The 24,797-nt window shown below is 44.2% G+C and carries 23 protein-coding genes; all 23 read right to left on the reverse strand.

Translation table 11 applies throughout. The features are described from left to right. Window positions 1–5 precede the first annotated feature (5 nt). On the reverse strand, window positions 6–1,103 hold the full coding sequence (gene nusA / locus MHH46_RS19000; RefSeq protein WP_076182615.1) for a transcription termination factor NusA: 1,098 nt from the start codon (window positions 1,101–1,103) through the stop codon (window positions 6–8). A gap of 26 nt (window positions 1,104–1,129) precedes the next feature. After that, a complete protein-coding gene (gene rimP, locus MHH46_RS19005) occupies window positions 1,130–1,597 on the reverse strand; it encodes a ribosome maturation factor RimP (protein WP_076127842.1) in 468 nt (155 codons plus the stop codon). 299 nt (window positions 1,598–1,896) lie between these two features. Then, window positions 1,897–6,225, reverse strand: a complete 4,329-nt coding sequence (locus MHH46_RS19010; RefSeq protein ID WP_076190907.1) for a PolC-type DNA polymerase III — start codon at window positions 6,223–6,225, stop codon at window positions 1,897–1,899. Window positions 6,226–6,491: 266 nt separating this feature from the next. Beyond that, complete coding sequence (gene proS, locus MHH46_RS19015) at window positions 6,492–7,940, reverse strand: proline--tRNA ligase (protein WP_036688477.1); 1,449 nt, start codon at window positions 7,938–7,940, stop codon at window positions 6,492–6,494. Window positions 7,941–7,965: 25 nt separating this feature from the next. Beyond that, window positions 7,966–9,240: an RIP metalloprotease RseP gene (rseP, locus tag MHH46_RS19020; protein ID WP_076190904.1), complete on the reverse strand. Its 1,275-nt coding sequence runs from the start codon at window positions 9,238–9,240 to the stop codon at window positions 7,966–7,968. A gap of 247 nt (window positions 9,241–9,487) precedes the next feature. Then, the gene (locus MHH46_RS19025; RefSeq protein WP_076190901.1) at window positions 9,488–10,627 is read right to left on the reverse strand and encodes a 1-deoxy-D-xylulose-5-phosphate reductoisomerase; all 1,140 of its coding nucleotides are present in this window, start codon (window positions 10,625–10,627) and stop codon (window positions 9,488–9,490) included. Between the two features lie 23 nt (window positions 10,628–10,650). Further along, window positions 10,651–11,454, reverse strand: coding sequence for a phosphatidate cytidylyltransferase (locus MHH46_RS19030; RefSeq protein ID WP_076127836.1), 804 nt, complete (start codon window positions 11,452–11,454; stop codon window positions 10,651–10,653). 20 nt (window positions 11,455–11,474) lie between these two features. Further along, entirely contained in the window at window positions 11,475–12,242 is a 768-nt protein-coding gene (locus MHH46_RS19035) for an isoprenyl transferase (RefSeq protein ID WP_076127834.1), read from the reverse strand. Window positions 12,243–12,320: 78 nt separating this feature from the next. Then, window positions 12,321–12,875 (reverse strand): ribosome recycling factor, encoded by a 555-nt coding sequence (gene frr, locus MHH46_RS19040; protein ID WP_076127832.1) that lies wholly within the window; start codon window positions 12,873–12,875, stop codon window positions 12,321–12,323. Further along, on the reverse strand, window positions 12,875–13,603 hold the full coding sequence (pyrH, locus tag MHH46_RS19045) for a UMP kinase (protein WP_036688491.1): 729 nt from the start codon (window positions 13,601–13,603) through the stop codon (window positions 12,875–12,877). The genes frr and pyrH overlap by 1 nt, the downstream gene beginning before the upstream one ends. Before the next feature lie 102 nt (window positions 13,604–13,705). Beyond that, window positions 13,706–14,356 carry a translation elongation factor Ts gene (tsf, locus tag MHH46_RS19050; protein ID WP_036688492.1) on the reverse strand — a complete coding sequence of 217 codons (651 nt, stop codon included), beginning with the start codon at window positions 14,354–14,356 and terminating at the stop codon, window positions 13,706–13,708. Window positions 14,357–14,488: 132 nt separating this feature from the next. Then, a complete protein-coding gene (gene rpsB / locus MHH46_RS19055; protein WP_036688493.1) occupies window positions 14,489–15,190 on the reverse strand; it encodes a 30S ribosomal protein S2 in 702 nt (233 codons plus the stop codon). Between the two features lie 161 nt (window positions 15,191–15,351). Next, window positions 15,352–16,008 carry an endolytic transglycosylase MltG gene (locus MHH46_RS19060; protein WP_076190898.1) on the reverse strand — a complete coding sequence of 219 codons (657 nt, stop codon included), beginning with the start codon at window positions 16,006–16,008 and terminating at the stop codon, window positions 15,352–15,354. Beyond that, window positions 16,005–16,583, reverse strand: coding sequence for a hypothetical protein (locus tag MHH46_RS19065; RefSeq protein WP_076190895.1), 579 nt, complete (start codon window positions 16,581–16,583; stop codon window positions 16,005–16,007). Before MHH46_RS19065 ends, MHH46_RS19060 begins: the two co-directional genes overlap by 4 nt. Window positions 16,584–16,632: 49 nt before the next feature. Next, window positions 16,633–16,947: a hypothetical protein gene (locus tag MHH46_RS19070; protein WP_076190893.1), complete on the reverse strand. Its 315-nt coding sequence runs from the start codon at window positions 16,945–16,947 to the stop codon at window positions 16,633–16,635. A 51-nt stretch (window positions 16,948–16,998) separates the two neighbouring features. Continuing rightward, window positions 16,999–18,402, reverse strand: coding sequence for a DUF342 domain-containing protein (locus tag MHH46_RS19075; protein WP_036688497.1), 1,404 nt, complete (start codon window positions 18,400–18,402; stop codon window positions 16,999–17,001). A gap of 29 nt (window positions 18,403–18,431) precedes the next feature. After that, complete coding sequence (locus MHH46_RS19080; RefSeq protein ID WP_076127824.1) at window positions 18,432–19,220, reverse strand: FliA/WhiG family RNA polymerase sigma factor; 789 nt, start codon at window positions 19,218–19,220, stop codon at window positions 18,432–18,434. Window positions 19,221–19,310: 90 nt separating this feature from the next. Beyond that, window positions 19,311–19,544 carry a hypothetical protein gene (locus MHH46_RS19085; RefSeq protein ID WP_339279333.1) on the reverse strand — a complete coding sequence of 78 codons (234 nt, stop codon included), beginning with the start codon at window positions 19,542–19,544 and terminating at the stop codon, window positions 19,311–19,313. Between the two features lie 179 nt (window positions 19,545–19,723). Beyond that, window positions 19,724–20,221, reverse strand: coding sequence for a chemotaxis protein CheD (locus MHH46_RS19090; RefSeq protein WP_036688499.1), 498 nt, complete (start codon window positions 20,219–20,221; stop codon window positions 19,724–19,726). Then, window positions 20,214–20,807: a chemotaxis protein CheC gene (locus MHH46_RS19095; protein WP_282579874.1), complete on the reverse strand. Its 594-nt coding sequence runs from the start codon at window positions 20,805–20,807 to the stop codon at window positions 20,214–20,216. Before MHH46_RS19095 ends, MHH46_RS19090 begins: the two co-directional genes overlap by 8 nt. 36 nt (window positions 20,808–20,843) lie before the next feature. Beyond that, the gene (locus MHH46_RS19100) at window positions 20,844–21,305 is read right to left on the reverse strand and encodes a chemotaxis protein CheW (RefSeq protein WP_036688501.1); all 462 of its coding nucleotides are present in this window, start codon (window positions 21,303–21,305) and stop codon (window positions 20,844–20,846) included. 27 nt (window positions 21,306–21,332) lie between these two features. Continuing rightward, window positions 21,333–23,405 (reverse strand): chemotaxis protein CheA, encoded by a 2,073-nt coding sequence (locus tag MHH46_RS19105; protein ID WP_076182652.1) that lies wholly within the window; start codon window positions 23,403–23,405, stop codon window positions 21,333–21,335. A gap of 34 nt (window positions 23,406–23,439) precedes the next feature. Further along, the gene (locus MHH46_RS19110; RefSeq protein ID WP_076190890.1) at window positions 23,440–24,771 is read right to left on the reverse strand and encodes a chemotaxis response regulator protein-glutamate methylesterase; all 1,332 of its coding nucleotides are present in this window, start codon (window positions 24,769–24,771) and stop codon (window positions 23,440–23,442) included. Between the last annotated feature and the right edge of the window lie 26 nt (window positions 24,772–24,797).

The following is a 24,797-nucleotide window of genomic DNA, read 5'->3' on the forward strand; positions in this document are numbered from 1 at the left end:
GTTAATTAATCTATGGAGACGGAATCCTGATGCATTTCATCAATAGAAGATTTCGGTCTGCCGTATTCCTGCTCCGCTTGAGTTTCACTCTTGATATCAATCTTCCAGCCGGTAAGTTTAGCGGCAAGACGTGCATTTTGCCCTTTAATACCGATAGCCAGTGACAATTGATAATCAGGAACGATAACTCTCGCCATCTTCTCCGTTTCAAAGACTTGAACTTCAAGAACCTTTGAAGGGCTAAGTGCATTCGCAACATATTCCTGCACCAGATCAGAATAACGGACGATATCGATCTTCTCACCGCGAAGCTCAGTAACGATGGTCTGAACGCGTGTGCCTCTTGGACCTACGCAAGAACCAACGGGATCTACTTCTGGATTGCGGGAATACACAGCAATCTTCGAGCGGAAGCCAGCTTCACGAGCTACAGAACGAATCTCAACTACACCGTCAAATATTTCAGGAACTTCAAGCTCGAACAGACGCTTCAGTAATCCAGGATGACTGCGGGAGAGCATAATCTGCGGACCTTTTGTTGTATTCTCAACTTTTGTGATATAAGCCTTGATGCGTTCGCTTTGTTTGAACTTTTCACCTGGCATCAATTCGCTAAGCGGAAGAACCGCTTCGATTTTACCAAGATCAATGTAAATGTTCCGCATATCTTGACGTTGAACTAGTCCAGTAACGATATCATCTTCTTTGTCGATAAAAGCATTATAGATAAGTCCACGCTCTGCCTCGCGAATTCGTTGAGTTACAACCTGCTTAGCAGTCTGTGCGGCAATACGTCCAAAATCACGCGGTGTCACTTCAAGCTCAGCGATATCTTCCAGCTGGAAATGCGGGTTAATTTCTCTGGCTGCCGGCAATGAGATTTCAGTCCTTGTATCCAGGACCTCCTCAACAATTAACTTGCGGGCAAACACTTTAATGACACCTGTATTGCGATTCATGTCAACACGCACGTTCTGTGCTGCATTGAAATTACGTTTATAACTAGAGATCAGCGCCGCTTCAATCGCTTCAAACAGCACATCTTTACTGATGCCTCTCTCCCTCTCCAGCTCATTCATTGCTTCAATAAACTCCATACTCATGAATTTCCGGCCCCCCTTTCAAGACGTTAAAAAATAATGGCCAATCTCGCACTTGCGACCTTGGCGTACGGTACTACATGTTCTTTTTTGCCCGCGGAGATGAGCAGTTCCTCGTTCTCGAACGAGAGCAAACGACCTTCAAATTCTTTGAGTCCTTGAATCGGCTCATAAACAGTCACATACACGTCCTTACCTACCGCTTTAGCTACATCCGCAGCTTTTTTGAGAGGACGCTCTGCTCCCGGCGAGGAAACCTCAAGGAAATATGCCTCAGGAATAGGATCATTCTCATCTAACTTCTGACTGAAATATTCGCTAATGATCCCGCAGTCATCAATATCAATGCCGCCTTCTTTATCTACGAATATACGCAGAAACCAATTGGAGCCTTCCTTCACGTATTCAACGTCCACCAGTTCGAAACCATTGTCGTCGAGATAGGGCCCGAGCATCTGCTCTACCGTTTGTTTAATTTTAGATTTGGGTGTGCTCAAAAGAAAATTACCTCCACGAACTTGTCTTTTGCTATATACCAAAGATAAAGAGTGGGTTTCCCCACTCTTTACACAACGGACTTATCTCATTATTACCAAAGAAATTATACCATAGGGAAACTGGACTGACAAGTGCTAGCCCTTGACTCCCCCTTTGGAGCACTCTTTTCTAGAAATACAAGAAAGTATAAGTTTCACTTCATCCTATACGTTTTGTATTTTTCGCAGAAACGGGTACCGTCCCAAAAAGGACGGTAAAGACGTTTCTGCTTACCATGAAATAAGTGTTGTTAAAGCCTTTAAAATAGGGAAAGTTGATTGCTTTCCGGTAAGCCGCGGAAGCAGCCCATGCCGGTCAGCAGCTCTATAACCGTCTTACTTGCCTTTGATTTCTGCTGGAAATCTTCAATAGACAGGAACTCGCCAGCATCTTTCGCAGCAGCTATGTTGATAGCAGCATTCTCACCAATTCCCGCTAAAGCAGAAAACGGAGGAATCAAACTCTTGTCATCAACAATAAACTTATTCGCTTCTGAGCGGTAAAGATCAATGTTTTTGAATGTAAACCCACGTGCCGTCATCTCCAAAGCCATCTCAAGGACAGGCAACATAGCCTTTTCCTTAGGCAAAGCTTGAAATCCTTTTTGCTCAATCTCTACGATCTGACGGCTGATGGCTTCATACCCCTTACAGCACAATTCAATATCAAAATCTGCTGCACGTACAGAGAAATAAGTCGCATAATATTCAATAGGATGATACAGCTTGAAGTAGGCGGTACGTACTGCAGAAATTACGTATGCAGCAGCATGCGCCTTCGGGAACATGTATTGAATCTTTAGACAAGAATCAATATACCATTGTGGGACCTTGCACTTTTTCATTTCCTCGATCCATTCGTCAGACAAACCTTTACCTTTACGAACACTCTCGGTAATTTTAAAGGCCAAGCTCGCATCCATTCCCGCTTTATAAATTAAGAAGAGCATGATGTCATCACGACAACCGATAACGGTCTTAATGTTACAAGTGTTATTCTTTATAAGCTCTTGAGCGTTACCAAGCCAAACTCCAGTACCATGAGACAAACCTGATATTTGCAGTAAGTCAGCAAAGCTGGACGGCTTCGACTCAATAAGCATTTGACGTACGAACTTGGTACCCATTTCGGGCACACCATAGGTCGCAACCGGTGATCTGATTTCGTCAGGTCTTACTCCAAGTGCATCTGTAGAGTTAAACATGCTCATTACTTTCGGATCATTCATCGGGATAGAAGTTGGATCAACACCTGTCAAATCCTGAAGCATCCGCATCATCGTCGGATCATCATGACCCAGAATATCAAGCTTCAGCAAATTCGCGTCAAAAGCGTGATAATCAAAGTGTGTGGTCTTCCATTCAGCATTGACATCATCCGCCGGGAATTGTACTGGCGTAATATCTTCTACCTCCATATAGTCTGGAACAACGACTATACCACCCGGATGCTGTCCCGTACTACGTTTAACGCCTGTACAGCCAGCCGCCAGACGGCCAACTTCAGCTCCACGCCAACGTTTCTGGTGAAGTTCTTCGTATTTTTTTGCAAATCCGAAGGCTGTCTTCTCAGCTACGGTACCAATCGTTCCGGCACGGAATACATTTTTCTCACCAAACATTTCTTTGGTAAAGTTATGTGCATTCGGTTGATATTCCCCTGAGAAATTCAAGTCGATATCGGGGACTTTATCCCCCTTAAATCCAAGGAAGGTCTCGAACGGAATATCCTGGCCTTCACCTTTGAGCTTCAGACCGCAATCCGGGCAGACTTTATCTGGTAAATCGAATCCGCTCCGCACACTACCGTCCAGGAACCATTCATTATGGCGACACTCGGGGTTTAGGCAAATATAATGCGCAGGCAAAGGATTAACTTCTGAAATTCCTAGAAATGTAGCTACTACAGATGAACCTACGGAACCCCGCGAGCCTACGAGATACCCATCCTGATTTGACTTTTTAACGAGACGTTCAGAAATCAAATAGTTGGCAGAGAACCCGTATTTAATAATCGGTGCAAGCTCTTTCTCCAAACGGGCAATAACTACCTCAGGCAGCTCTTCACCGTAAATGGATTTGGCAGTATTGTAGCAGGTCTCGCGAATTTCTTCGTCCGCCCCGTCAATAATTGGTGTAAATAGCTTATCTGGAAATAGCTCCAGTTCTTCAAAACGCTCCGCCAGCTCAACTGTATTTGTGACAACGACTTCCATCGCTTTTTCAGCACCAAGAAATTCGAATTCAGACAGCATTTCATCTGTTGTGCGGAAGTGTGCATCCGGTTTGCGTTGGTCTTTAAGCGGACTAAAGCCCGTGATCCCATTAATCGTAATATCACGATACAGCTTGTCCCGGGGTTCAAGATAATGTACATTCCCCGTTGCGATAACAGGTTTATTCAACTGTTCCCCTATTTCGCAAACCTTCCGGACTACATCGCGAAGCTCATCAGGGCCTGCTACAAAGCCCTTGTCCACCAAGTGCATGTACATGGTCAATGGCTGAATCTCCAGCACATCATAAAAATGAGCAACCTCCATGGCTTCCTCAGTCGTTTTGTTGAGTACTGCTTCAAAAAACTCTCCACGTTCACAACCGGAAATCACTAGCAGTCCATCTCTATGCTCTTCCAGCTTGGATTTTGGAATACAAGGTACACGTTTGAAATATTCCGTATGTGACATGGAAATGAGCTTATAGAGATTCTTTTTCCCTATTTGATTTAGTGCATAAATATTACAGTGGAACGGTCGTGTGTTCGAAAGATCATTACCCACATAATCGTTTAGTCGATCAAGGCGGGTCATGCCCTTCATCTTTTCAGCATCTGCGAGCAATCCTGTTAATATACCGCCGAGTGCTATGGTATCATCAATCGCACGGTGATGGCTTTCCAGAAGAACTTTATATTTATCGGCTAATGTGTTCAGCCTGTGATTCTTCATGCTTGGATATAGTAACCGCGCGAGCTCAAGCGTATCAAGAGATGGATTCGGAAGCACAGGTTCACCTATTTTACGTAACGAGGCCTGAATAAAACCCATATCAAATCTGGCGTTATGAGCTACAAGGATACTGTCACCCACAAATTCAACAAACTTACGCAGCACTGGTTCAAGATCAGGAGCATCCTTAACCATTTCATCCGTAATATTGGTCAATTGCTGAATATGATAAGGGATTTTCTCATGCGGATTAACAAAAGTAGAATAACGGTCTACTTCTTTGCCTTCGCACATTTTAATGGCCGCCAGCTCCGTAATATTATTGCGGGTAATCGATAAACCCGTGGTTTCTATATCAAACACTACATAGGTAGCTGTCTTCAAGTCCAAAGGCTGAGCGTTCTCAACAATATTCACAGAGTCATTCACAACATTAGCTTCCACACCATAAATCATTTTTATCTTATGCTTATGAGCTGCATGGTTTGCATCAGGGAAAGCCTGAACGCCGCCATGATCAGAAATAGCAATCGCAGGATGCCCCCACTGGGCAGCTGTTTTGACATAGGTAGTGATCGGAGTGACCGCATCCATCGTACTCATCGTAGTGTGAAGGTGGAATTCCACCCGTTTCTTAGGAGCTGTATCTTTACGCGCAGGCGGTGCCTTAACTTCCGTTAAATCCGAAGGGATCATCACGAGCTCAGGAATCTGCATAAAACGGTCATATTCTACTTTCCCGCGTGCTCTTACCCATTTGCCATTAGCTAGCTGACTCATAACCTTCAGATCATCTTTAGTCTTCGCGAACATCTTCATTTGTAGAGAATCCGTAAAATCGGTCAGACTGAAAGTGAACAAGGTACTGCCATTGCGAAGCTCCTTACGATCCAGACCAAAAATGGTACCCTGAATTGTAATTTTCTTCTCTTCATCTTGAATTTCAAGAATCGGCACGGCCTGTTCCTTAATTTCATACCCCACTTGAAGCTTAATTACTTCATTAGGATCGCTATCATCAGCAGGAGCTTCTGTTTCCACAGCAGTCATCATCTGCTCAACGATCTCGCGTTGTTCTTGCTGAAGCTTTTGCTGAAATTCTTCGAATGCTTCAACATTATTATTTTCGTTCTCCGCCATTAGTAATTTAACTTTTAAGGAGAGACCGAAATACTTATCATAAAATTTAATAATTGCTCCATCGATGCTTTTTTTGCGAGCTAACTCCATCGAAGTGGAATCACTCATCGTTAACATTAAAGTATCCTCTTTAAGCTCCTGCGAGGAGCGGGTCAGCCAGCCGTTTACCGATGGAATCTCCCGATGTACCCACTCCAGAAACAGTCCCCAATATTCCTGGACAAGCTCCGCTCTGCTAACCTTCTCATCATATAGGAACAAAAAGCTTACTTTAGCTATATGCTGTAGCTTCTCACGCATTCTAAGGCAAAATGTCCGATATACCTGTGCTGGAACCAGACTATCTTTCGCTATAACGATTTGCCAGTCCCGGTTGCCACGACTGATCTCAACACGTTCTATATACCCATCCAAAAAGTAGGGGTCCATGATTGCAGGTGGAATTTCACCCTGCTTCATCAAGAGCTCGAACCTTTTTCTTCTCTCCTGGTTTTGTTCCATGCTTTCCTCCCACCTTTAATAACCCAGTTAAAACTATCCATGATATACAGTGAAAGTACAATATGATAAGAAGAAACGATGTAGTCGACTTTTAAAGACGACAACTGTTTCTCGTAAAAATATAAGAATTTATAGTGAAAACCTATAAATTCTTATATTTTAAAAAGCTTCTGGGTTCAAAAAGCATTGGGTTCTTACGGCCCGCCGACTCCTCTCGCCAGAAGCTAAATTAAAATACTACAAGACTGTTGATCGGTGCCTAAAGATTAATATGCCTTTGCAAAAACCACAGTATGCTTGGCTGGTTGGCCACAGCATATGCAGACTTGCTTAGTCTCCGCTGGATCAAAAGGAATATTGCGGCTACCCGCACCTGTCTCTTCCTTAACTTTGGACTCGCATTCTTCGGAACCACACCATCCCGCTAGAGCAAATCCACGTTTTTCGTCCATCGAAGCTTTCATTTCCTCCAAGGAATCCACAGAATAGAAATGGTCCTCACGGAATTTCAGCGCACGTTCGAACATTTCATTGTGAACCTGTTCAAGCATTGTTTGAACCTCTTCTACGAGGTTTTCCTGTTGAATAACCTTCTTCTCACCGGTGACACGTGAGACGAGAACGCAGACGCCATTCTCCATATCGCGTGGTCCAAGCTCCAAACGTACTGGCACTCCACGCATTTCATATTCATTAAACTTCCAGCCTGGGGTAACATCTGAACGATCATCTACACGTACACGAACGCCAGCATTCTTCAATTCCTTAAACAGCTCGTCCGTCCGCCCAATCACAGCTTCGCGGGTCTTAGGAGGTCCGATAGGAATCATAATAACTTGCGTTGGAGCTACCTTAGGCGGCAGAACAAGACCGCGGTCATCTCCATGTACCATAATCAAGGAGCCAATCAAGCGAGTGGTTGAGCCCCATGAAGTAGTGTGTACATACTCCAAATTATTGTCACGGCTTAAATATTGAATCTCAAAAGCTGTGGCAAACTTGGTGCCAAGGTAATGTGAAGTAGCAGCCTGAACAGCGCGTCCATCCTTCATCATCGCTTCAATAGAATACGTATCTACCGCACCGGCAAAACGCTCGGAAGGTGTCTTTTGTCCGGTAATAACCGGAATGGCAAGATAGGTCTCGACAAAATCACGGTAGTTATCCAGCATCCGCATAGTTTCTTCACGAGCTTCCGCTTCATTCTCATGCGCGGTATGCCCTTCTTGCCAAAGAAACTCAGTAGTGCGGATAAATGGCAATGTACGTTTCTCCCAACGAACCACGTTCGCCCATTGATTGATAAGTACAGGAAGATCACGATAAGATTGAATCCATTTGGAGTACATGTGGCCGAACATGGTCTCTGAAGTAGGACGAACTGCGAGACGTTCCTCAAGTACGTCACCACCCGCTTCTGTTACCCATGGCAGCTCTGGATTAAAGCCTTCAATGTGATCCTTTTCCTTCTGAAAGAAACTCTCTGGAATGAACACTGGAAAATAAGCGTTTCGATGCCCAGTTTCCTTGAGTCGACGGTTCATTTCCTCCTGAATATGCTCCCATATTTCATAGCCTTCTGGCTTAAATACAATACAGCCACGAACAGGAGAGTAATCCATCAAGTCTCCTTTTTTAATAACATCAATATACCAGCGTGAGAAATCCTCGCTTTGCGGCGTGATTTCCGTAACGAATTGTTTATCTTTTGCCATGTAATGGAATGCCTCCCGAAGAAAATTAGCCGCTGATCAAACGTAAAATATCATTATACGTAACAGCAATCATTAATAAAAATAGCAGTGCAAAACCTACAAAGTGAACCATGCCTTCATGACCCGGATCCACAGGTTTGCCACGCAGTGCCTCTACACCTAGGAATGCCAGACGGCTTCCATCGAGTGCCGGAATCGGCAAGAGGTTAAATATCCCCAGATATAGACTCAAAATAGCGGCCCAGTATGTAAGATACTGAATACCTTGTTGAGCAATTTGACCGGTTACTTCAAACGTACGAACCGGACCTCCAATATCATCCATATTGAATTTATTGATCAATTGTTTAAAGCCCAAAAAGATAGCTTCTGTCGTATCGACCATAGCTTTTCCTGAACCTGTTATCGTCTCGCCAAAACCAGCTTTACGAGTAGGCAGCTCAGGAGTGATGCCTATTTTACCGCCTTCTTGCCCTTCCATACTACGAGGAACTAGCGTAACGTTAAGGGTTTCCTCTCCCCGCTGCAGCGTCCAGTTCATTTCTTTCCCTTTGGACTCCGAGGTCAAGCTAATCATTTTTTTGTAATCAGCACCGATCTTCTCACCATTGATGGAGACAATGATGTCGCCCTTTTGGAGTCCTGCTTCTTGCGCAGGCATTCCTTCGGAGACGTCGCCAATCTTAACAAAAGTAGGATTTTCAACTTGAATACCGACCATTTGCAAATGGATGGCGAAGAGTACAAAGGCTAACAGAAAGTTCATCACAGGACCCGCAACAATAGCCAACGCACGCTGACCCACGGTCTTGCTGCCGAATTGACGATCTTTAGGTGCAATTTGTGTCTGTTGCGTTCCTTTAATCATCATCGCTTGCGGATGAACATCATAAGTAGTAACTTCTCCGTCCACATCTAAGGTAATCTGCAATTTATCCTCGAGATCGGTATTCAGCGCCTCACCACGGATAACATTTCTACGGGTGTCTAGTGCATCCAGATAAATGTTTTTAACTTTATTGTCTTGTCCGAGCCTTACCGCAATGGTCTGTCCAGAACCAATCTCGACAATCTCAGGATCTTCACCAGCCATACGGGCATAACCGCCAAAAGGCAGTAAGCGAAGAGTGAACTGAGTCTCATTCCGTTTATAAGAAAACAGTTTCGGACCGAAACCGATAGCAAATTCCCTCACGAGAATACCGGCGCGTTTGGCAAAATAATAGTGACCCCATTCGTGTACAGTCACAAGTACAAAAAACATGAGCACCGTTAAAAAAACGACCTGAACCATTTCCAAACGTATCATCCCCCTTTAGGTGTAAGACCGAAGTATGTCCTCTTAATTTATCATTATTCTCCGATCAGGCACAAGAGAATCAACTGTCCCAACCTATTTTTAGGGCAAAGTAAGTATTTCCAGTCAAGCAATAACACCATCGGTGTCCCTTAAGGAGTCGGTACGCGTTTACGCGAGAAATATAAGGATACTGTATAAAGTGAAACTTATACTTTCTTATATTTCTAAAAGGAGATCTTTCAACGTTCTACAGCGTAGCTGCCAGTTCTCGAACACGTCTATCACAGGATTCAATTTGTTCCAGATTCGGATTATGCTCGTTATTATGACGATCTAGCACTTCTCCGATAATCTCCTCAATACGCAGAAAAGAGATCTCATGACTCAAGAATCGAGCAACAGCTATTTCGTTCGCAGCATTAAAAGCCGTAGTCGCTGTTCCACCAGCTTTTCCACAATCTATCGCTAGCTTCAGTGCAGGGTAACGTTCAAAGTCCATTTCACGGAAGGTCAAACGTCCTATCTCTGCTAACGACAAACGCTGTGCCGGAGATTCCCAACGAGCTGGATAAGTAAGTGCATATTGAATCGGGACACGCATATCGGGATTGCCAAGCTGGGCAATAATACTGCTGTCACGGAATTCAACATAAGAGTGAATGATGCTCTCCGGGTGCAGTAGCACATTCACTTGTTCATACGGAAGACCGAATAACCAATGCGCTTCAATAACCTCTAGGCCCTTGTTCACCATTGTAGCAGAATCTATCGTTATTTTCGCGCCCATGCTCCAATTCGGATGACGAAGCGCATCTTCTACCGTCACATCCTTAAGCTGATCACGCGTAAAGTCACGGAATGAGCCGCCGGATGCTGTTAAAGTGATGTAGGCAATATCTGAGATATTCTCACCATTGAGACATTGATAAATAGCTGAATGCTCACTATCAATCGGCAACAGCTTAACTCCCTTACGATTAGCAAGATCAGTGACCAAATGTCCGGCCGTTACTAATGTCTCCTTATTGGCGAGTCCAATATGTTTGCCAGCTTCAATTGCCGCTAGTGTTGATTGAAGCCCTACGCTTCCCATAACAGCCGTTACGACCATTTCGGCATCGCCGCCAGCCGCCACTTCAACAAGCCCTTCATTCCCGCTGTAAAGCTCTATACCAGAAGGTAGGCTGGATCTAATCTCATCTGCCAGCTCTTTCGTTGCCACAGAGACTCTACGCGGGTTAAAACGACGAACTTGCTCCAGTAATAATGTTGTATTTGTTCCGGCCGCCAAGCCATCTACTTCAAAAGAGTCTGGGTGCATTGCGATGACATCTAGAGTCTGAGTGCCGATCGAACCCGTCGAACCTAGAACACTTATTTTTTTCATAGTTATACTCTCTCTCCCTTCGTTTAATAGTAAGGCATAAGCATTACAATATGTACGAATGGAAATACGATAATCCAGCTGTCACATCGATCAAGAATACCGCCATGCCCTGGCAAAAGTGTACCTGAGTCTTTAATGCCATACGCACGTTTATAAGCTGACTGCACAAGATCTCCAAGCTGTCCTAATATCGCACAAGAAAGCCCAATAAGCAATGCTCGTCCTATCGTCAAGTGTTCAGGAGCAAGCAGCGCAAACACGATAGAAATAAGCATCGAGATCAGTACCCCGCCAACAGCACCTTCCACCGTTTTGTTAGGACTGATGGCCGGCCAGAGCTTGTTCTTGCCAAAGCTTCTGCCTACAAAATATGCCCCCGCATCACTGCCCCAAATGCAGAACAGGAGCAAAAAAGTCCAGAACAAACCATGTCCGTCATCCGATGCACGAGCCACGGCCATATAAGAGAAGCCCATTCCAATGTATACAATACCAGTAAACAGCAAGGCTGTTACTCGAATATCTAATTTATTTTTAGTAAAAACGGTGACCAGAAGGAACAATAACAGCAGAATCCAAATCCCTTGCTCCCAGGACAACGGCTCATTAACACCAAGCAAATTCCATGGGATCATGAAGCTTAGAATAGCTGCGTAACCCAGAACAGTAGTACCGGAAAGCGTAGGAATACCTATCATTTTGACAAATTCATAAAAACCTATAAGAGCCATAGCAATAAGCAGAACCTGATACGGCCAGTTTCCCAGTACACATAACCCTAAAAATAATACTCCGGCAACAATTCCGGTAATCAATCGCTGCTTCAAAGGTTCCATCTCCTAACAAGCTACTTCAGTCCACCATAACGGCGCGTTCGTCGTTGATATTCAGCAACGGCCTGATGCAAATGCTCTTTGTCGAACTCAGGCCAGTACACATCAGTAAACCACAGTTCACTATAGGCAACCTGCCATAACATAAAATTGCTAAGCCGAATTTCTCCGCTTGTACGTATCAGCAAATCAGGATCGGGTAAACCAGCAGTTAATAGTCTGTTGTTAATCAACTCTGATGTAATTTCTTCTGGCGACAATATACCAGCTTGGATATCTTTCCCTAAGCTGCGCATACAGCCTTCTATTTCATTGCGTCCACCATAGTTAAGAGCAAAATTTAAGATCAATCCAGTATTCTCTTTTGTTCGAGCTACCGCCTCTTCCATAGCCTTACGGGTATATGAAGGTAAAGCGTCAGCGTCACCCATCATGCGTACTTGAACATTCTTCTCGATTAGCTCATCAAGCTCAATCGCCAGAAACTCCCCAGGCAAACGCATCAAGTAATCGACTTCTTCTTTCGGGCGTATCCAGTTTTCTGTCGAGAACGCATACATCGTTAAGTATTTAATACCTAATTCGTCTGCAGCGATCGTAGCACGTTTGACAGCCTTCATGCCGTTCTGATGACCCATAACGCGCGGTAAGCCGCGCCGTTTAGCCCAGCGTCCATTACCATCCATTATCACAGCCACATGCCGGGGAATGTTATCCGGTGAAATCTCGACTGACTGTTGCCTGTCTTTACGGCTCAGCCACGCTTGAATCCGTTTGATCATTTCCGTTTCCTCCAAGCTCTTATCAGAAAGAGACAAACCCCACCATTAACGGAGGGGCCTTAAGTCTCTTGAATATCATTAAACTTCCATAATCTCTTTTTCTTTGGAAACAAGCACTTTGTCAACTTCGGCTATGAACTTATCCGTTGTTTTTTGAATGTCTTCCTGATGGCCACGGGACTCATCTTCAGAGATACCGTTTTTCTCCATCTTTTTAATATCATCGTTGGCATCACGGCGAATGTTGCGGATCGCTACTTTCGCTTCTTCACCAAATTTCTTAGTCAGCTTAACCAAGTCCGTCCGACGCTCTTCAGTCAGCGGAGGGATAGATAGACGAATAATGGTGCCGTCATTGGCAGGTGTCAATCCGATATCGGATTTCATGATCGCCCGTTCAATATCAGACATCGATGTTTTGTCCCACGGCTGAATCAACAGTGTCCGGGAATCCGGAGTACTAATGTTGGCCAGCTGATTAATTGGAGTAGGTGCCCCGTAATATTCAACTTGAATACGATCGAGAAGCGATGTTGTTGCACGTCCTGCACGTAATGTCGCCAAGTCACGTTTCAGCGATGAAATCGCTTTTTCCATACGCTCTTCAGCATTTTTTTTGACCGATTGTGGCATTAATCTACACTCCCTTTAACAATCGTTCCGATCTTCTCACCGAGAACGACACGTTTGATATTGCCTTGTTCTGTAATGGCAAATACAATGAGCGGTATATTGTTATCCATGCATAAAGATGAAGCTGTTGAATCCATAACACCGAGGTTTTTGTTCAGAACATCCATATAAGTAAGCTGTTCGAATTTCTCAGCGGTACTATCTTTGAACGGATCAGCAGAATATACTCCATCAACCTTATTTTTCGCCATCAGAATAACTTCTGCTTCGATCTCTGCCGCTCTAAGTGCTGCAGTAGTATCTGTTGAGAAGAATGGGTTACCTGTGCCTGCTGCAAAAATAACAACACGGCCCTTCTCCAAGTGGCGAATCGCACGACGACGAATGTATGGTTCAGCAATTTGCTGCATCGAGATCGAAGTCTGTACTCTTGTTGGCACATCGATTTGCTCCAATGCATCCTGCAGTGCAAGTGAGTTCATTACTGTTGCCAGCATGCCCATATAATCTGCAGTAGCGCGATCTATGCCGCTTGCGCTGCCCGCGATCCCGCGCCAAATGTTCCCCCCGCCACAAACAATCGCAACCTGAACGCCAAGTTCTACAACTTCCTTTATCTGTTCAGCGATGGAAATAATCATGTCGGCATCAATACCATATCCGTTTTGTCCTGCCAAAGACTCTCCACTTACCTTAAGGACTACTCTCTTAAATACCGGCTGTTCCAAATGTATACCCTCACTTTCTGCAAAAGACGGAACACTACGTGTACGTGTTCCGCTCTTCTGATGCTTGCCTTTATTCAATTCTTCACATTTATGATGAAACTATTATTGATTAACTTGTGCCATAACTTCTTCAACAAAGTTATCCACTTTCTTTTCCAAACCTTCGCCTAGTTCAAAACGAGCAAAACGACGGATCGAGATGTTTTCTCCGATGGTGCTGATTTTTTCATTCAACAATTGGGAGATTGTTTTGTCAGGGTCTTTAACGAAAGTTTGCTCAAGCAAGCAATATTCTTCGTAATATTTACCAATACGTCCTTCAACCATTTTTTCAATGATTTTCTCAGGCTTACCTTCGTTCAAAGCTTGAGCTTTCAGGATTTCTTTTTCTTTTTCAACATCTTCTTGTGGAACTTCTTCACGACGAACATAACGCGGGTTTGCTGCAGCGATTTGCATAGCGATATCGCGAGCAAATTCCTTGAAGGAATCTGTTTTACCAACAAAGTCAGTTTCGCAGTTGATTTCTACAAGTACACCAATACGGCCGCCAGCGTGGATGTAAGATTCTACAACGCCTTCAGTAGCAATACGTCCTGCTTTGTTCGCTGCTGCAGACAGACCTTTTTCACGAAGCAATTCTGCTGCTTTAGTGATATCGTTATTAGCTTCTTCAAGCGCTTTTTTACAATCAAGCATACCAGCGCCTGTTCTTTCACGAAGTTCTTTTACTGCTTTTGCATCAACTGCCATTGTTTATTCCCTCCAGGTAATTGTCGTTTTCTTACATTATTCAAGGCCTTTATCCTAAAAAAAGGGCAGTGAGAGGTTATCCACCTGCCAACCACCCTTTTCATTTAAGTTCTTGTATGTGTTAGTCGCTACTTAAGCAGTAGTTGTGTCTTCGCCTTGGTGAGCTTCAACAACAGCGTCTGCCATTTTACCAGTCAACAATTTAACAGCGCGGATAGCGTCGTCGTTACCTGGAATTACGTAGTCGATTTCGTCTGGATCACAGTTAGTATCAACGATAGCTACGATTGGAATACCCAATTTGCGAGCTTCTGCAACTGCAATACGCTCTTTACGCGGGTCAATGATGAACAGCGCGCTTGGAAGACCTTTCATGTTCTTGATACCGCCCAAGAATTTTTCAAGACGATCTTTCTCTTTGCGAAGAAGGATAACTTCTTTCTTAGGTAGTACTTCAAAAGTACCGTCTTCTTCCCAAGATTCCAATTTCTTCAAGCGATCAATACGCTTTTGGATAGTTTGGAAGTTGGTAAGAGTTCCGCCCAACCAACGTTGGTTAATGAAGAACATACCGGAACGTTCTGCTTCTTCTTTTACGGAATCTTGAGCTTGTTTCTTTGTTCCTACGAATAGGATTGTGCCGTTGTCACCAGCGACGCTTTTTACAAAGTTGTAAGCTTCCTCTACCTTTTTGACTGTTTTTTGCAAGTCAATAATGTAAATTCCGTTTCTTTCAGTGAAGATATAACGATCCATCTTTGGGTTCCAACGACGAGTCTGGTGACCGAAGTGTACCCCAGCTTCTAGAAGCTGTTTCATGGAGATTACTGCCATCTTCACACACCTCCTAAGTTTGGTTTATTGTGTGTCTCCTCCGCCATGCGTCATCTTTCAGCAAGACTTTCTTCAGAAGAAAGCACCCCTTGTCGAAATCAACCGGCGTGTGTTTTAACACCGTCAATTACTATACCATATTATCTCAGTGTATGCAACGATCACTTTAAAGTTATTAATTTTTCTATTATGGAGTCAATACTCTCTCCCTTATTAAAGCTATAAGAACCGGATTGAATTTTGGTATTAATCTTACGTTTGTTTGCAGCCTCTAGAAAAGTAGACTTATCTTTAATGACGCCAGCCTTCGCTAAAATATCTGTTGTTGCTGTCAATGTGCTGCCAGATGGAATTCGAACAGAAACACTAGCATTTGCTGTGACTTTAGGCGTTACAGGAGCTACAGCGGTTGGAGCGGCACTGGCCTTTGGAGTGACCTTTGGCTGCTCAACCTTCCCGTCAGTAGGCGTAGATGGCTTGTTCGGGGCAATGGCTTTATCAGAGCTATCAGGCGTTGTAGGTGACACTGCCGGCGTGGGGGAGGCTGCAGCAGCCGGCGCAGAGGGGCTGACGTTCTCCTTGCTTTCTGCTGTCGGCCCCCCGGTCTCTGTGACTTCCTCTTTATTATCATTCTCAGCTTCGCCCGAGGAAGGTTCTGCAGCTTCATCGATGACTTTCATATTCAATTTCTCCGCACCCTGTAGAACTTGTTCTTTGGTAAGTGGAGCCGCTCCACCGGAGATCATTAATTGAAGTAATAAAGCGCCAGTAATTAGCCCTGTGCCTAGCCCGAACAAGAATGAACGGTTCTTAATCATACCGATTCCTCCTGTTTGGCAAGTTGCAGAATCAGTTGCACTTCCCCTCGCTGAAGTCCAGCCGTCTTGGCAATGGAGTCTATCGATTTGCCCTGCTCATGCAGTTCAAACAATCTTGGGTAACGTAATTTTATCGAACTAATAGGTTTCGCTTTCACATCTGGCGACACTGAACTCATCTCTGCTGGGAGAGACGGATCTTCGTTAACACCAACTTTAACCTTCGAACCTTGTTCAACCGACACTGCAAGTTCTTTCAAACTCTTCTCTTCCTCGGCCACTCGTGCTTCTAGCTTTAAAGAGCTGTTCTGCAACTCTACCACTTGACGCTGTAATTCATTAACCTGTCCCTGCAGTACATTATGATTAGTTTGCGATTGTTGTTTAATACTACTAACTAATTGTACCAGTTCCTCATTCTCGCGCTCAATGTCTGCCATATATAGCTCAAGCGCAGCCTCTGTTTCTTTGAGGCTCTGCTGATTAGCTTTTCCTTCCTTAACACGTGCGGGAAGTAAAAGGGCATAAAGAATAGCGGCGACACCTACTAGCACAATATAAACCCATGGTTGCAAGTGCCTTATCTCCTTTTACATATCAGATGTAGATTCATGTAGATTCTTATTAAAGACTTAGATCAATGCGTTGTCCTTTGTAAGGATGCTCGGCATCACGGGTTGCAGGCGAGTTCGAGTGTTTATCTGAAGAAGAATTGCCACCTGAATGCTGATTGCCTTTTCCACCGCCATCACGTAAAGCTGATTCTGAAGACTCATCCACTTCTGTGCTTCGCATGGCCAATTCCTGACTTTGTTTTACATTTTGCCCAGCCAATTGATGTTGGTCGATAGCAGGACGTTGCTGAGATTCATTCTGAAGCTTGCCCGCCTCCGTGGTGCGAGGCAAAGCAATTTGCAGTTCCACCGGTTTTAGGCTCATCTTAACCCTTCTCTCACAAGTAATGGCCGGCCGCAAATGCTGCCCGCCCGATTAATTGTACGGCGTTAAAGATATATCCCCATCACTGTAAATAAACACAACCCGCTCCGTAGCATCCTTAACAAATCGGGTATATCTGCCGATCATGATCTTTGAACCGCCATAAATGGTTTTGATAACCTCAACTCTCGCTCTACCTGTATCTTCTAACATTCTTTCTATCTCTAGCACTCGTTCTTTAATTCTTTTTTCTTCACGTTGATGGGATTGTTTAGTAGCATTTAATTTGACGCGAAGCGCCACTTTATCCGCAGGGAGCTGACCGTTAGTAGCCAATTGATTTAATAGATACAAAGCTTTAGAGGTTTTATCCTCGTTCTCCAGCAGCTGCCGCAGCTCTTGACGAAGTTCGTTAATCTCATTTCTAAGCTCTGGAACCACGCCTACCTCAATCACAGTCGCAGTGGACATGGTGTTACCTATAGTTCTTGCTACAACTCTTTCTCCAGACTGAACGATTCCACCCACAATTAAACCTTTAGAGCCGTTACAGATAACATCTCTACCAGCACGTATATTGGAGTGCATAATACTCTGAGAGACAATTACATCTTCCCCAGCGGTTACGTTTCCATCTTGAATGAAAGAAACCTTCACACTTTTTCCAGCGGTAACTTGGCCTTTGTTATATCCGATAATTCCACCAGTAATTTCAATGGAGCCCCCAGAGATTAACTCTGCACCTTCAACGCCGCCTACAACCCGAATATCACCGGCAGACTTTACCGTAAAGCCTGAAAGGACATTCCCACGTATGACGACTGTACCTACAAAATCAATATTTCCAGTGCCGTAATCGACATCACCATTCACTTCATATACAGGAAACACATTGATTTTCCCGTTATCAGTTAACGTGACCAGTCCATCAATCGCTGCGTACATCGAAGTGCCATCGTTATCAATGAGTACATTTTTCCCGATTTTAAAATGAGCTTCCTTTCCAGCCTTGAAAGCAAGCTCATCACCAGTTACAGTCATCCCTAACTTTCCAGGCTGGGCAGGGATAATTTTAGCTATTAACTTTCCTTTAAGCACATTACGAAGCCGGACCAAGTCCTTGTAGTCGACCTTACCATCCGCTTTCTCAAGCGGTTTGCGGTCCTCTTCCAGATCAACTGTAAGCATAACTCGTCCATCTGTGCCATGCACAGCAGGATAACCTGCAGCAATCGGAACTTTACTCCAAAAAAACTCCTCAGGATGACTACTAATACGTTCGACAACATCACTCTTGATACCGTAGCGAATATTGTGACTGTGCAGGAAGGCTTCCAGTTCTGTAGATGAGCAGGAAAAATTCTCATCCTTTTTGGAGAACTGCAAATACGCGATTCCTTTGTCCTCCGAAAAAGTTATACTCAAGTACTGATTCAAAGCATATTGACCGATCAAATTTTGCTCCCCCTTGTCACCGCTAACGGTTAATCGTTCTGCATAAGGAGATCACGGTTCTTCTCGAGCGTTCCCCTCAGCCGCAAAATAGCTTTGGAATGCAACTGCGAAATTCTTGAAGGAGATAACGACATGACCTCAGCAATCTCACTTAAAGATAAATCTTCATAATATAAAAGGGACACAACGGTCCTTTCTTTCACCGTTAATTTCTCAATACCTTTGGTGAGCGCTTCGCGCAAGTAGAATTCATTTACCTTGCTATCCGGATTCTTAGCTTTATCGTCCACCAGTATGGACATTCGGGTCTCTGATTCCTCTTCACGAATCGGGTCTTCCAGTGAACAAAGTGACATCACAGCCACATCCTGCAACATATTTTGAAATTCCAGTTCACTAATATTAAGGTATTGGCTCATTTCCTCGTCACTAACTGACCTTAAGTGCTTCTGCTCCAGCTGCTGATAAGCGTCCTCAATTTTTTTAGCTTTTTCCCTAACGGATCTAGGTACCCAATCACTTTGGCGTAATGAATCTAATATCGCACCACGCACACGCCAGGACGCATAGGTCTGAAACTGCAATCCTCGTTTGTAGTCGAATTTCTCAATCGCATCAATTAGTCCCATAACCCCATTACTGGCTAAATCATCTTTGGATACATTTTTGGGTAATCCCACAGCCAAACGACTGGATACATAATCAACAATATGGAGATAACTCTCTATCAGCTTCTTTTTGGCATCAGGGTCTCTGTGTTCTTTCCACTGTTCCCATAGCTCGTCAGTTTCCAATTGAGAAGCTTTACGCTCGTTCAATAGCTTTCACCCTTCCCAAAGTTTAGTCAGCGAGCATTCGCGGCGAAATGTACCTTCCAATAAGATCACCGATTCCGCCTCAGCCCTCACTTATTCTTCTTTCAGGTGACGAACGGCCTTGGCCAATTCTTCAGGATCCTTCATCGAAACTAGCTTAGGAGGTGTAAGAGGCTTAAATCCCTCGCTATTTTCGTTTCCTTGTCCTGGCTTCGGTTTTAGTAGATTGATTAATTCTTCATCCTCATTAGGCGTGCTGATATCCAGCTTCGCCCCAAGTTCTTCACCACCAGTATCCACTTCATCCGGAGGCGATGTTTGAATCATAATAAAACCCAATACCCATCTTACGAGGAAAGCAAGCAGAAACCAGATGATAAATGCAATTAGGCTTCTTAATAAACTAGTACCCAATACATTGTTACTGTAGGTTACAAAAAAGGTAAATATGAAACCTACCAAACCCGACACCAAGTTTATCAAAATGTTTCCAATCATATTCATAATTATAGTTCCTTAGCGCCTTTTTGCACACTGCGAATAAACAATATACCAGTGTTGCAGGCTATTTCTATCGTACGGCCATAATTGCCGCCTGTGTCTTCTGCGATTAACGGAATTTTTAAATTTTCAAGTGCTAGTTTACAAGATTCAACATTACGAGGCCCGATCCTCATGGTGTCGCTCCCCCCGGCAAAGGCAAACATTTGTGAACCTCCGGCCATCTTGGCTACGATCCGGCTCCGAACCGCCCCAAGCTCTAGCAGACGGGATAAGAGCTCCGGCACTGCAGTATCTGCAAACTTAGCGATGTTTAACTGCCCTTCCCTAGCAATCTCAGATGATGGGAGCATTACATGCGCCATCCCTGCAAGCTTTTTTCCAGGGTCAAACAATGTTAATCCCACGCAGGAGCCAAGACCTGTGGTACGAATTAAACTGTCTTGGCTACCCACGTTAAGATCCGCCATCCCTACTTTAATAATGCTTTGTTCTTCAATCATTTTCAAAAGGAACTCCTAGCGATTTGAAGATTTTCGGGAATGATTCCGGATCGGGAATAAGGAAAAATTGCCCTTCAATTTCGTTTTTCCCTTCGAAGAAGGTAGTGTCGATCAACAATGCATCGTCCCCCATCTGCCCGAATTGCAGCAGACCGTAGCTAAGGATAGCGCCAGCCATGTCCATAGCAAGGGCCGGCACCGTTGGATACATAGAAAGTGCGGTGAAATCTGCTAGAGAAGAAAGATACGATCCTGCCAAAATATTGCCAATTTCGCTTAGTGCAGAGAGCTCCATTTCTCCAAGCTCTTCATTACTCGATAGCTCAATGCCCGCAATACGACTAAGCAAGTTCATAGCCGCTTCTGGTGACAGAATGAAAAACAGGTTACCTGGAGCTTCACCCTCCACACGTAGAAACACCGCATATACAAGTTCTTCGGCTCCGCCAACTTTATCTGTTATTTCTTCAAAGTTAAGGAGCTGTACCTTAGGAACAGCCATATCTATCGGCTTATTCAAGAGCTGTGATAATGCGGTGGCTGCATTTCCAGCTCCAATGTTCCCAACTTCCTTAAGCACATCCATTTTGAAATCCTTATAGTGCTTAAATAGTTCCACAGGTTAGCCCTCTAGGCTTTCTAATTGAACGATCTCGCTTTTGTTAAGCACTTCTGACAAGTTAAGCATAATCAGTAAGCGCTCGTCTCCAATCTTGGCCACCCCATCCAAATACTTTGCCTTGATGCCGCCAACAACATCAGGAGGTGTATCAATAGAATCTCTGTTCAAATCTATAACATCATTTGCAGAGTCTACAATGAAGCCTACTTCCATTTCATTAACAGACACGATGATGATTCTTGTCTGATCGGTGTGTTCAGCCTCTTCGATGCCGAAACGGCCCCGTAGATCAATTACAGGAATAACAACCCCACGTAAATTAATTACACCTTTGATAAATGAATAGGTCTTAGGTACACGAGTAATGGGCATCATGCGCTCAATAGTTTGTACCTTTTCAACTTCAATTCCATATTCCTCTACGCCTAATTTAAACACTATCACTTTAATATCTTCAGCCATGGAATGAACCTCCCTGTTCTATCCTAGTTATTTAATAAAAGCGTTCGGATCAATAATAAGTGCTACTTGACCATCACCAAGAATGGTTGCGCCAGATATTCCTTGTACATCAGGCAAATATTTACCCAGATTCTTAATCACAACCTCGTTCTGGCCAATAAAATCCTGTACTGCTAAGGCAACTAATCTTTCTCCCTTGCGCACCACTACGATTTCTGTTTCTTCTTCGGTACTCTCATCATAATCTGGTACTGAAAAGAGACGACTTAGCGAAACCAGAGGAATATGCGAATCACGGAATTCTACCATTTTATTGCCATGGATTGTACGGATCTGAGATTGCTTCACGATTCCGGTTTCCACTATAGAGGTCAAAGGAATGGCATACTTCTCGGAACCTAATCGGATAAGCATTGCAGCAATGATTGATAGAGTTAAAGGCAGCTGCACTGAGAAATTTGTTCCTTTACCTGGAGCAGAATAAATCGTTACATTGCCGCCTAAAGAAGAAATCTTAGATTTCACTACATCCAGCCCTACCCCGCGGCCTGAAACATCAGAAATGACCTCTGCTGTACTGAAGCCTGGGGCAAATAACAACTGAAAAGCTTCATCGTCCGACATACTGGCTGCCTGCTCTTGTGTTATAACACCCTTCTTCACAGCAGATTTCAGAACCTTCTCTGGATAAATCCCTGTTCCATCTTCTTCGATCTCAATGAAGACGTGATTACCACTGTGGAAAGCCCGCAAATAGACCGTTCCGGTCTCAGGCTTACCAGCAGCAACACGATCCGCAATGGATTCGATACCATGGTCAACTGCATTACGCAATAAATGCACCAGCGGATCCCCGATTTCGTCAATGACCGTTCGGTCTAGCTCAGTTTCTGCTCCTGTGATGATAAGATCTACTTTTTTGTCTAGTGACTTGGCTAGATCACGAATCATACGTGGGAATCGGTTAAATACTGTATCTACTGGAACCATCCGCAGCTTCATTACAATATTCTGGAGATCTCCGCTTACCCGGCCCATATGCTCAACCGTTTCTGTAAGATCACCATTTTGAACCTCAGAAGCCAGCTGTTCCAATCGGACACGGTCGATAAGAAGTTCACTGAATAAATTCATCAACACGTCCAAACGTTCAATATCTACACGAATGGTACGTGATGGTGCCCCACCTGTTTTGTGAGCTGCCGGTTTGTTCCCTTCTTCTTTGGTTGGCAGGGGTTTAGCGGCAGAAGCCGCAGGTGTAGCTGCTGGAGCCTCAGTAGTCGTGGCAGCCACTTCAGAGGCTGCTGCTGCTGTTTCTTGACCCAGCTGTTGCAGAGAGTCTTGATCCAATGCTACTGCCGATACCTTATCAATCTCAGACAGATTTAGTATCATAGCCTGAATTTGATCAGCACTTTTTTGAGTTATGTAATAGAGAGAGAAGCTTTGATCAAATTTCTCTTGTTCAATATCCTGAACGGATGGGAAGGATTTAACCACTTCACCTGAACGCTCCAAAAGATCAAACACCATATATGCACGTACTGCCTTAAGCTGACAATCCTTGCGAATGGTTACGTCCACATATAATACTTGATGTCCTTCTTGAATCGACTGTTCTAGAACAGAAAATTGAAACTCATCTAAATGAATCGGGGTTTCAACCGCTTGTGCAGCAGGTCCTGAGACAGAAGCTGCCTCACCACCCGCAACAGGAATCTCTCCCCGGACTATAGCCTGTAAGGAGGAGACGATAGACGAAACATCCGCTTTACCCTCGCCTCCTCCCGTAATATCCTCAACCATAGACTCCAAGGCATCCAAACTTTTGAACAACGTATCAAAAATGAAATCCTGCATGCGCAGTTTGTTGTTGCGTACCAAATCAAGAACATTTTCCATTTGGTGTGTGAGTGAAGCCAAATCTTCAAAGCCCATAGTTGCTGCCATACCTTTTAAGGTATGCGCAGAGCGGAATATTACCTGTACAATACTAATGTCCTCAGGATTCGCTTCCAGCCCCATCATGCTCTCGTTCAATGACTGCAGATGATCGTTCGACTCATCAATAAACATGGATAAATATTGGTTCATGTCCATCAGTGAGCACCTCCCCTTTGAGTTCGCTTTTCTGTTATTTAACAGCTTGCACCAGCCTTGGAGCAATTTCTTGCAAAGGCAGTACGTGCTGGACGCACTGTAATTCCACCGCAGATCGCGGCATTCCATATACGACACAAGTTTCTTCGCTTTCAGCAAAGGTTGAGGTTACCCCAGAGTCGTATAAGGATTTCATCATTCTTGCCCCATCACTACCCATCCCTGTCATTAGTAACAAATGACGTTCTAACGATGTGAGCGGCAGCAATGATTCAAATAAAACATCCACAGAAGGTCGATGGCCATTACGTGCCTCCTCCTTTGTGAGTACAACCGCATATTGCCCTCTAGAGGATGGGACAACTTGTAAATGATAGCCTCCAGGTGCTATATAAGCAGTTCCTTTTTGCAATATCATCCCCTGCTCAGCTTCAATCACTTCTAGCGGGCTGAAGGTATTCAGTCGCTGGGCTAGTGATTTGGTAAAGTTAGGCGGCATATGCTGCACAATAACAATAGGCGCTGGAAAATCTGCAGGAATCTTCTCCAGAAATACCTTTAGAGCACGTGGTCCACCTGTAGAGCACCCCACGGCAACCAACTTTTGCAGATCATTACTCCCATACTTCCGGACCTGAGGATTTGCAGGAGCGTCATAAGACACTTCCACTTTAGGTTTAGGCAACGGTTTTGGTGGGGTAGCGTTATTCTCTACTCTTGACCTTGCATTACTCTTTTCTGATAAAGGTGGTGGAGTAGAGATTAATGGTTTTGCTGCTCTTTTAGGAACAGTATGATCTAACGGTTGCTTCACCCGCGGTTTTTTGGTCACTTCATTTTTGAGTGAAGCTTTAGGTTCTACCTTGGGTTTGCCGGGCATCACTCTCGGTACAGTTGGCGGTGCGACTTCTACTGGCGGTATGTCTGGCAACTTAAATGCAGAAGCACGTGCTTCGCGCTGCTCCCGGGCCATCATAGCCTCTTTCATTTGTTCCCTTAAGGATTCTCCCACTCCCATGATATCCTGAGAGTTGGTAATCGAAGGTTTACGAATAAAGTCAAAAGCGCCCCATTCCAGTGCAAGAATGGTTTCCTTCATGCCCTCTTCATTGATCCCTGACAGCATAATCACTGGCAGAGGGTCTGAGGCCATTATTATTTTCAGCGCTTCCAGGCCGTTCATTTCTGGCATTTCTACATCCATAGTAACCAGATCTGGACGAAGCTCATTAATTTTTTCGATAGCCTCACGACCGTTTTTTGCTGTTGCCGTCACCTGAAAGTCAGCGTCATTTTCAATTAAATCGGAAATGATCTTGCGCATAAATGCCGAATCATCAACAACCAATACTTTATATGGCTTCATATCATTTCCACCTCTGTCCCAAATTC

The organism is Paenibacillus sp. FSL H8-0175 (assembly GCF_045040615.1).
GTDB classification, from domain to species: Bacteria; Bacillota; Bacilli; order Paenibacillales; family Paenibacillaceae; genus Paenibacillus_AQ; species Paenibacillus_AQ odorifer.

What these genes read in the sequence shown, in the direction of transcription:
- nusA (WP_076182615.1), bottom strand. Translation starts at nt 1,103, where the DNA reads ATGAGTATGGAGTTTATTGAAGCAATGAATGAGCTGGAGAGGGAGAGA.
- MHH46_RS19095 (WP_282579874.1), bottom strand. Translation starts at nt 20,807, where the DNA reads ATGGATGTGCTTAAGGAAGTTGGGAACATTGGAGCTGGAAATGCAGCC.
- tsf (WP_036688492.1), bottom strand. Translation starts at nt 14,356, where the DNA reads ATGGCAGTTGATGCAAAAGCAGTAAAAGAACTTCGTGAAAGAACAGGC.
- MHH46_RS19090 (WP_036688499.1), bottom strand. Translation starts at nt 20,221, where the DNA reads ATGATTGAAGAACAAAGCATTATTAAAGTAGGGATGGCGGATCTTAAC.
- rpsB (WP_036688493.1), bottom strand. Translation starts at nt 15,190, where the DNA reads ATGGCAGTAATCTCCATGAAACAGCTTCTAGAAGCTGGGGTACACTTC.
- MHH46_RS19035 (WP_076127834.1), bottom strand. Translation starts at nt 12,242, where the DNA reads ATGATCAAACGGATTCAAGCGTGGCTGAGCCGTAAAGACAGGCAACAG.
- MHH46_RS19025 (WP_076190901.1), bottom strand. Translation starts at nt 10,627, where the DNA reads ATGAAAAAAATAAGTGTTCTAGGTTCGACGGGTTCGATCGGCACTCAG.
- MHH46_RS19085 (WP_339279333.1), bottom strand. Translation starts at nt 19,544, where the DNA reads ATGATTCAAACATCGCCTCCGGATGAAGTGGATACTGGTGGTGAAGAA.
- MHH46_RS19110 (WP_076190890.1), bottom strand. Translation starts at nt 24,771, where the DNA reads ATGAAGCCATATAAAGTATTGGTTGTTGATGATTCGGCATTTATGCGC.
- proS (WP_036688477.1), bottom strand. Translation starts at nt 7,940, where the DNA reads ATGGCAAAAGATAAACAATTCGTTACGGAAATCACGCCGCAAAGCGAG.
- MHH46_RS19100 (WP_036688501.1), bottom strand. Translation starts at nt 21,305, where the DNA reads ATGGCTGAAGATATTAAAGTGATAGTGTTTAAATTAGGCGTAGAGGAA.
- MHH46_RS19070 (WP_076190893.1), bottom strand. Translation starts at nt 16,947, where the DNA reads ATGAGCCTAAAACCGGTGGAACTGCAAATTGCTTTGCCTCGCACCACG.
- frr (WP_076127832.1), bottom strand. Translation starts at nt 12,875, where the DNA reads ATGCCACAATCGGTCAAAAAAAATGCTGAAGAGCGTATGGAAAAAGCG.
- MHH46_RS19010 (WP_076190907.1), bottom strand. Translation starts at nt 6,225, where the DNA reads ATGGAACAAAACCAGGAGAGAAGAAAAAGGTTCGAGCTCTTGATGAAG.
- MHH46_RS19060 (WP_076190898.1), bottom strand. Translation starts at nt 16,008, where the DNA reads ATGATTAAGAACCGTTCATTCTTGTTCGGGCTAGGCACAGGGCTAATT.
- MHH46_RS19105 (WP_076182652.1), bottom strand. Translation starts at nt 23,405, where the DNA reads ATGGACATGAACCAATATTTATCCATGTTTATTGATGAGTCGAACGAT.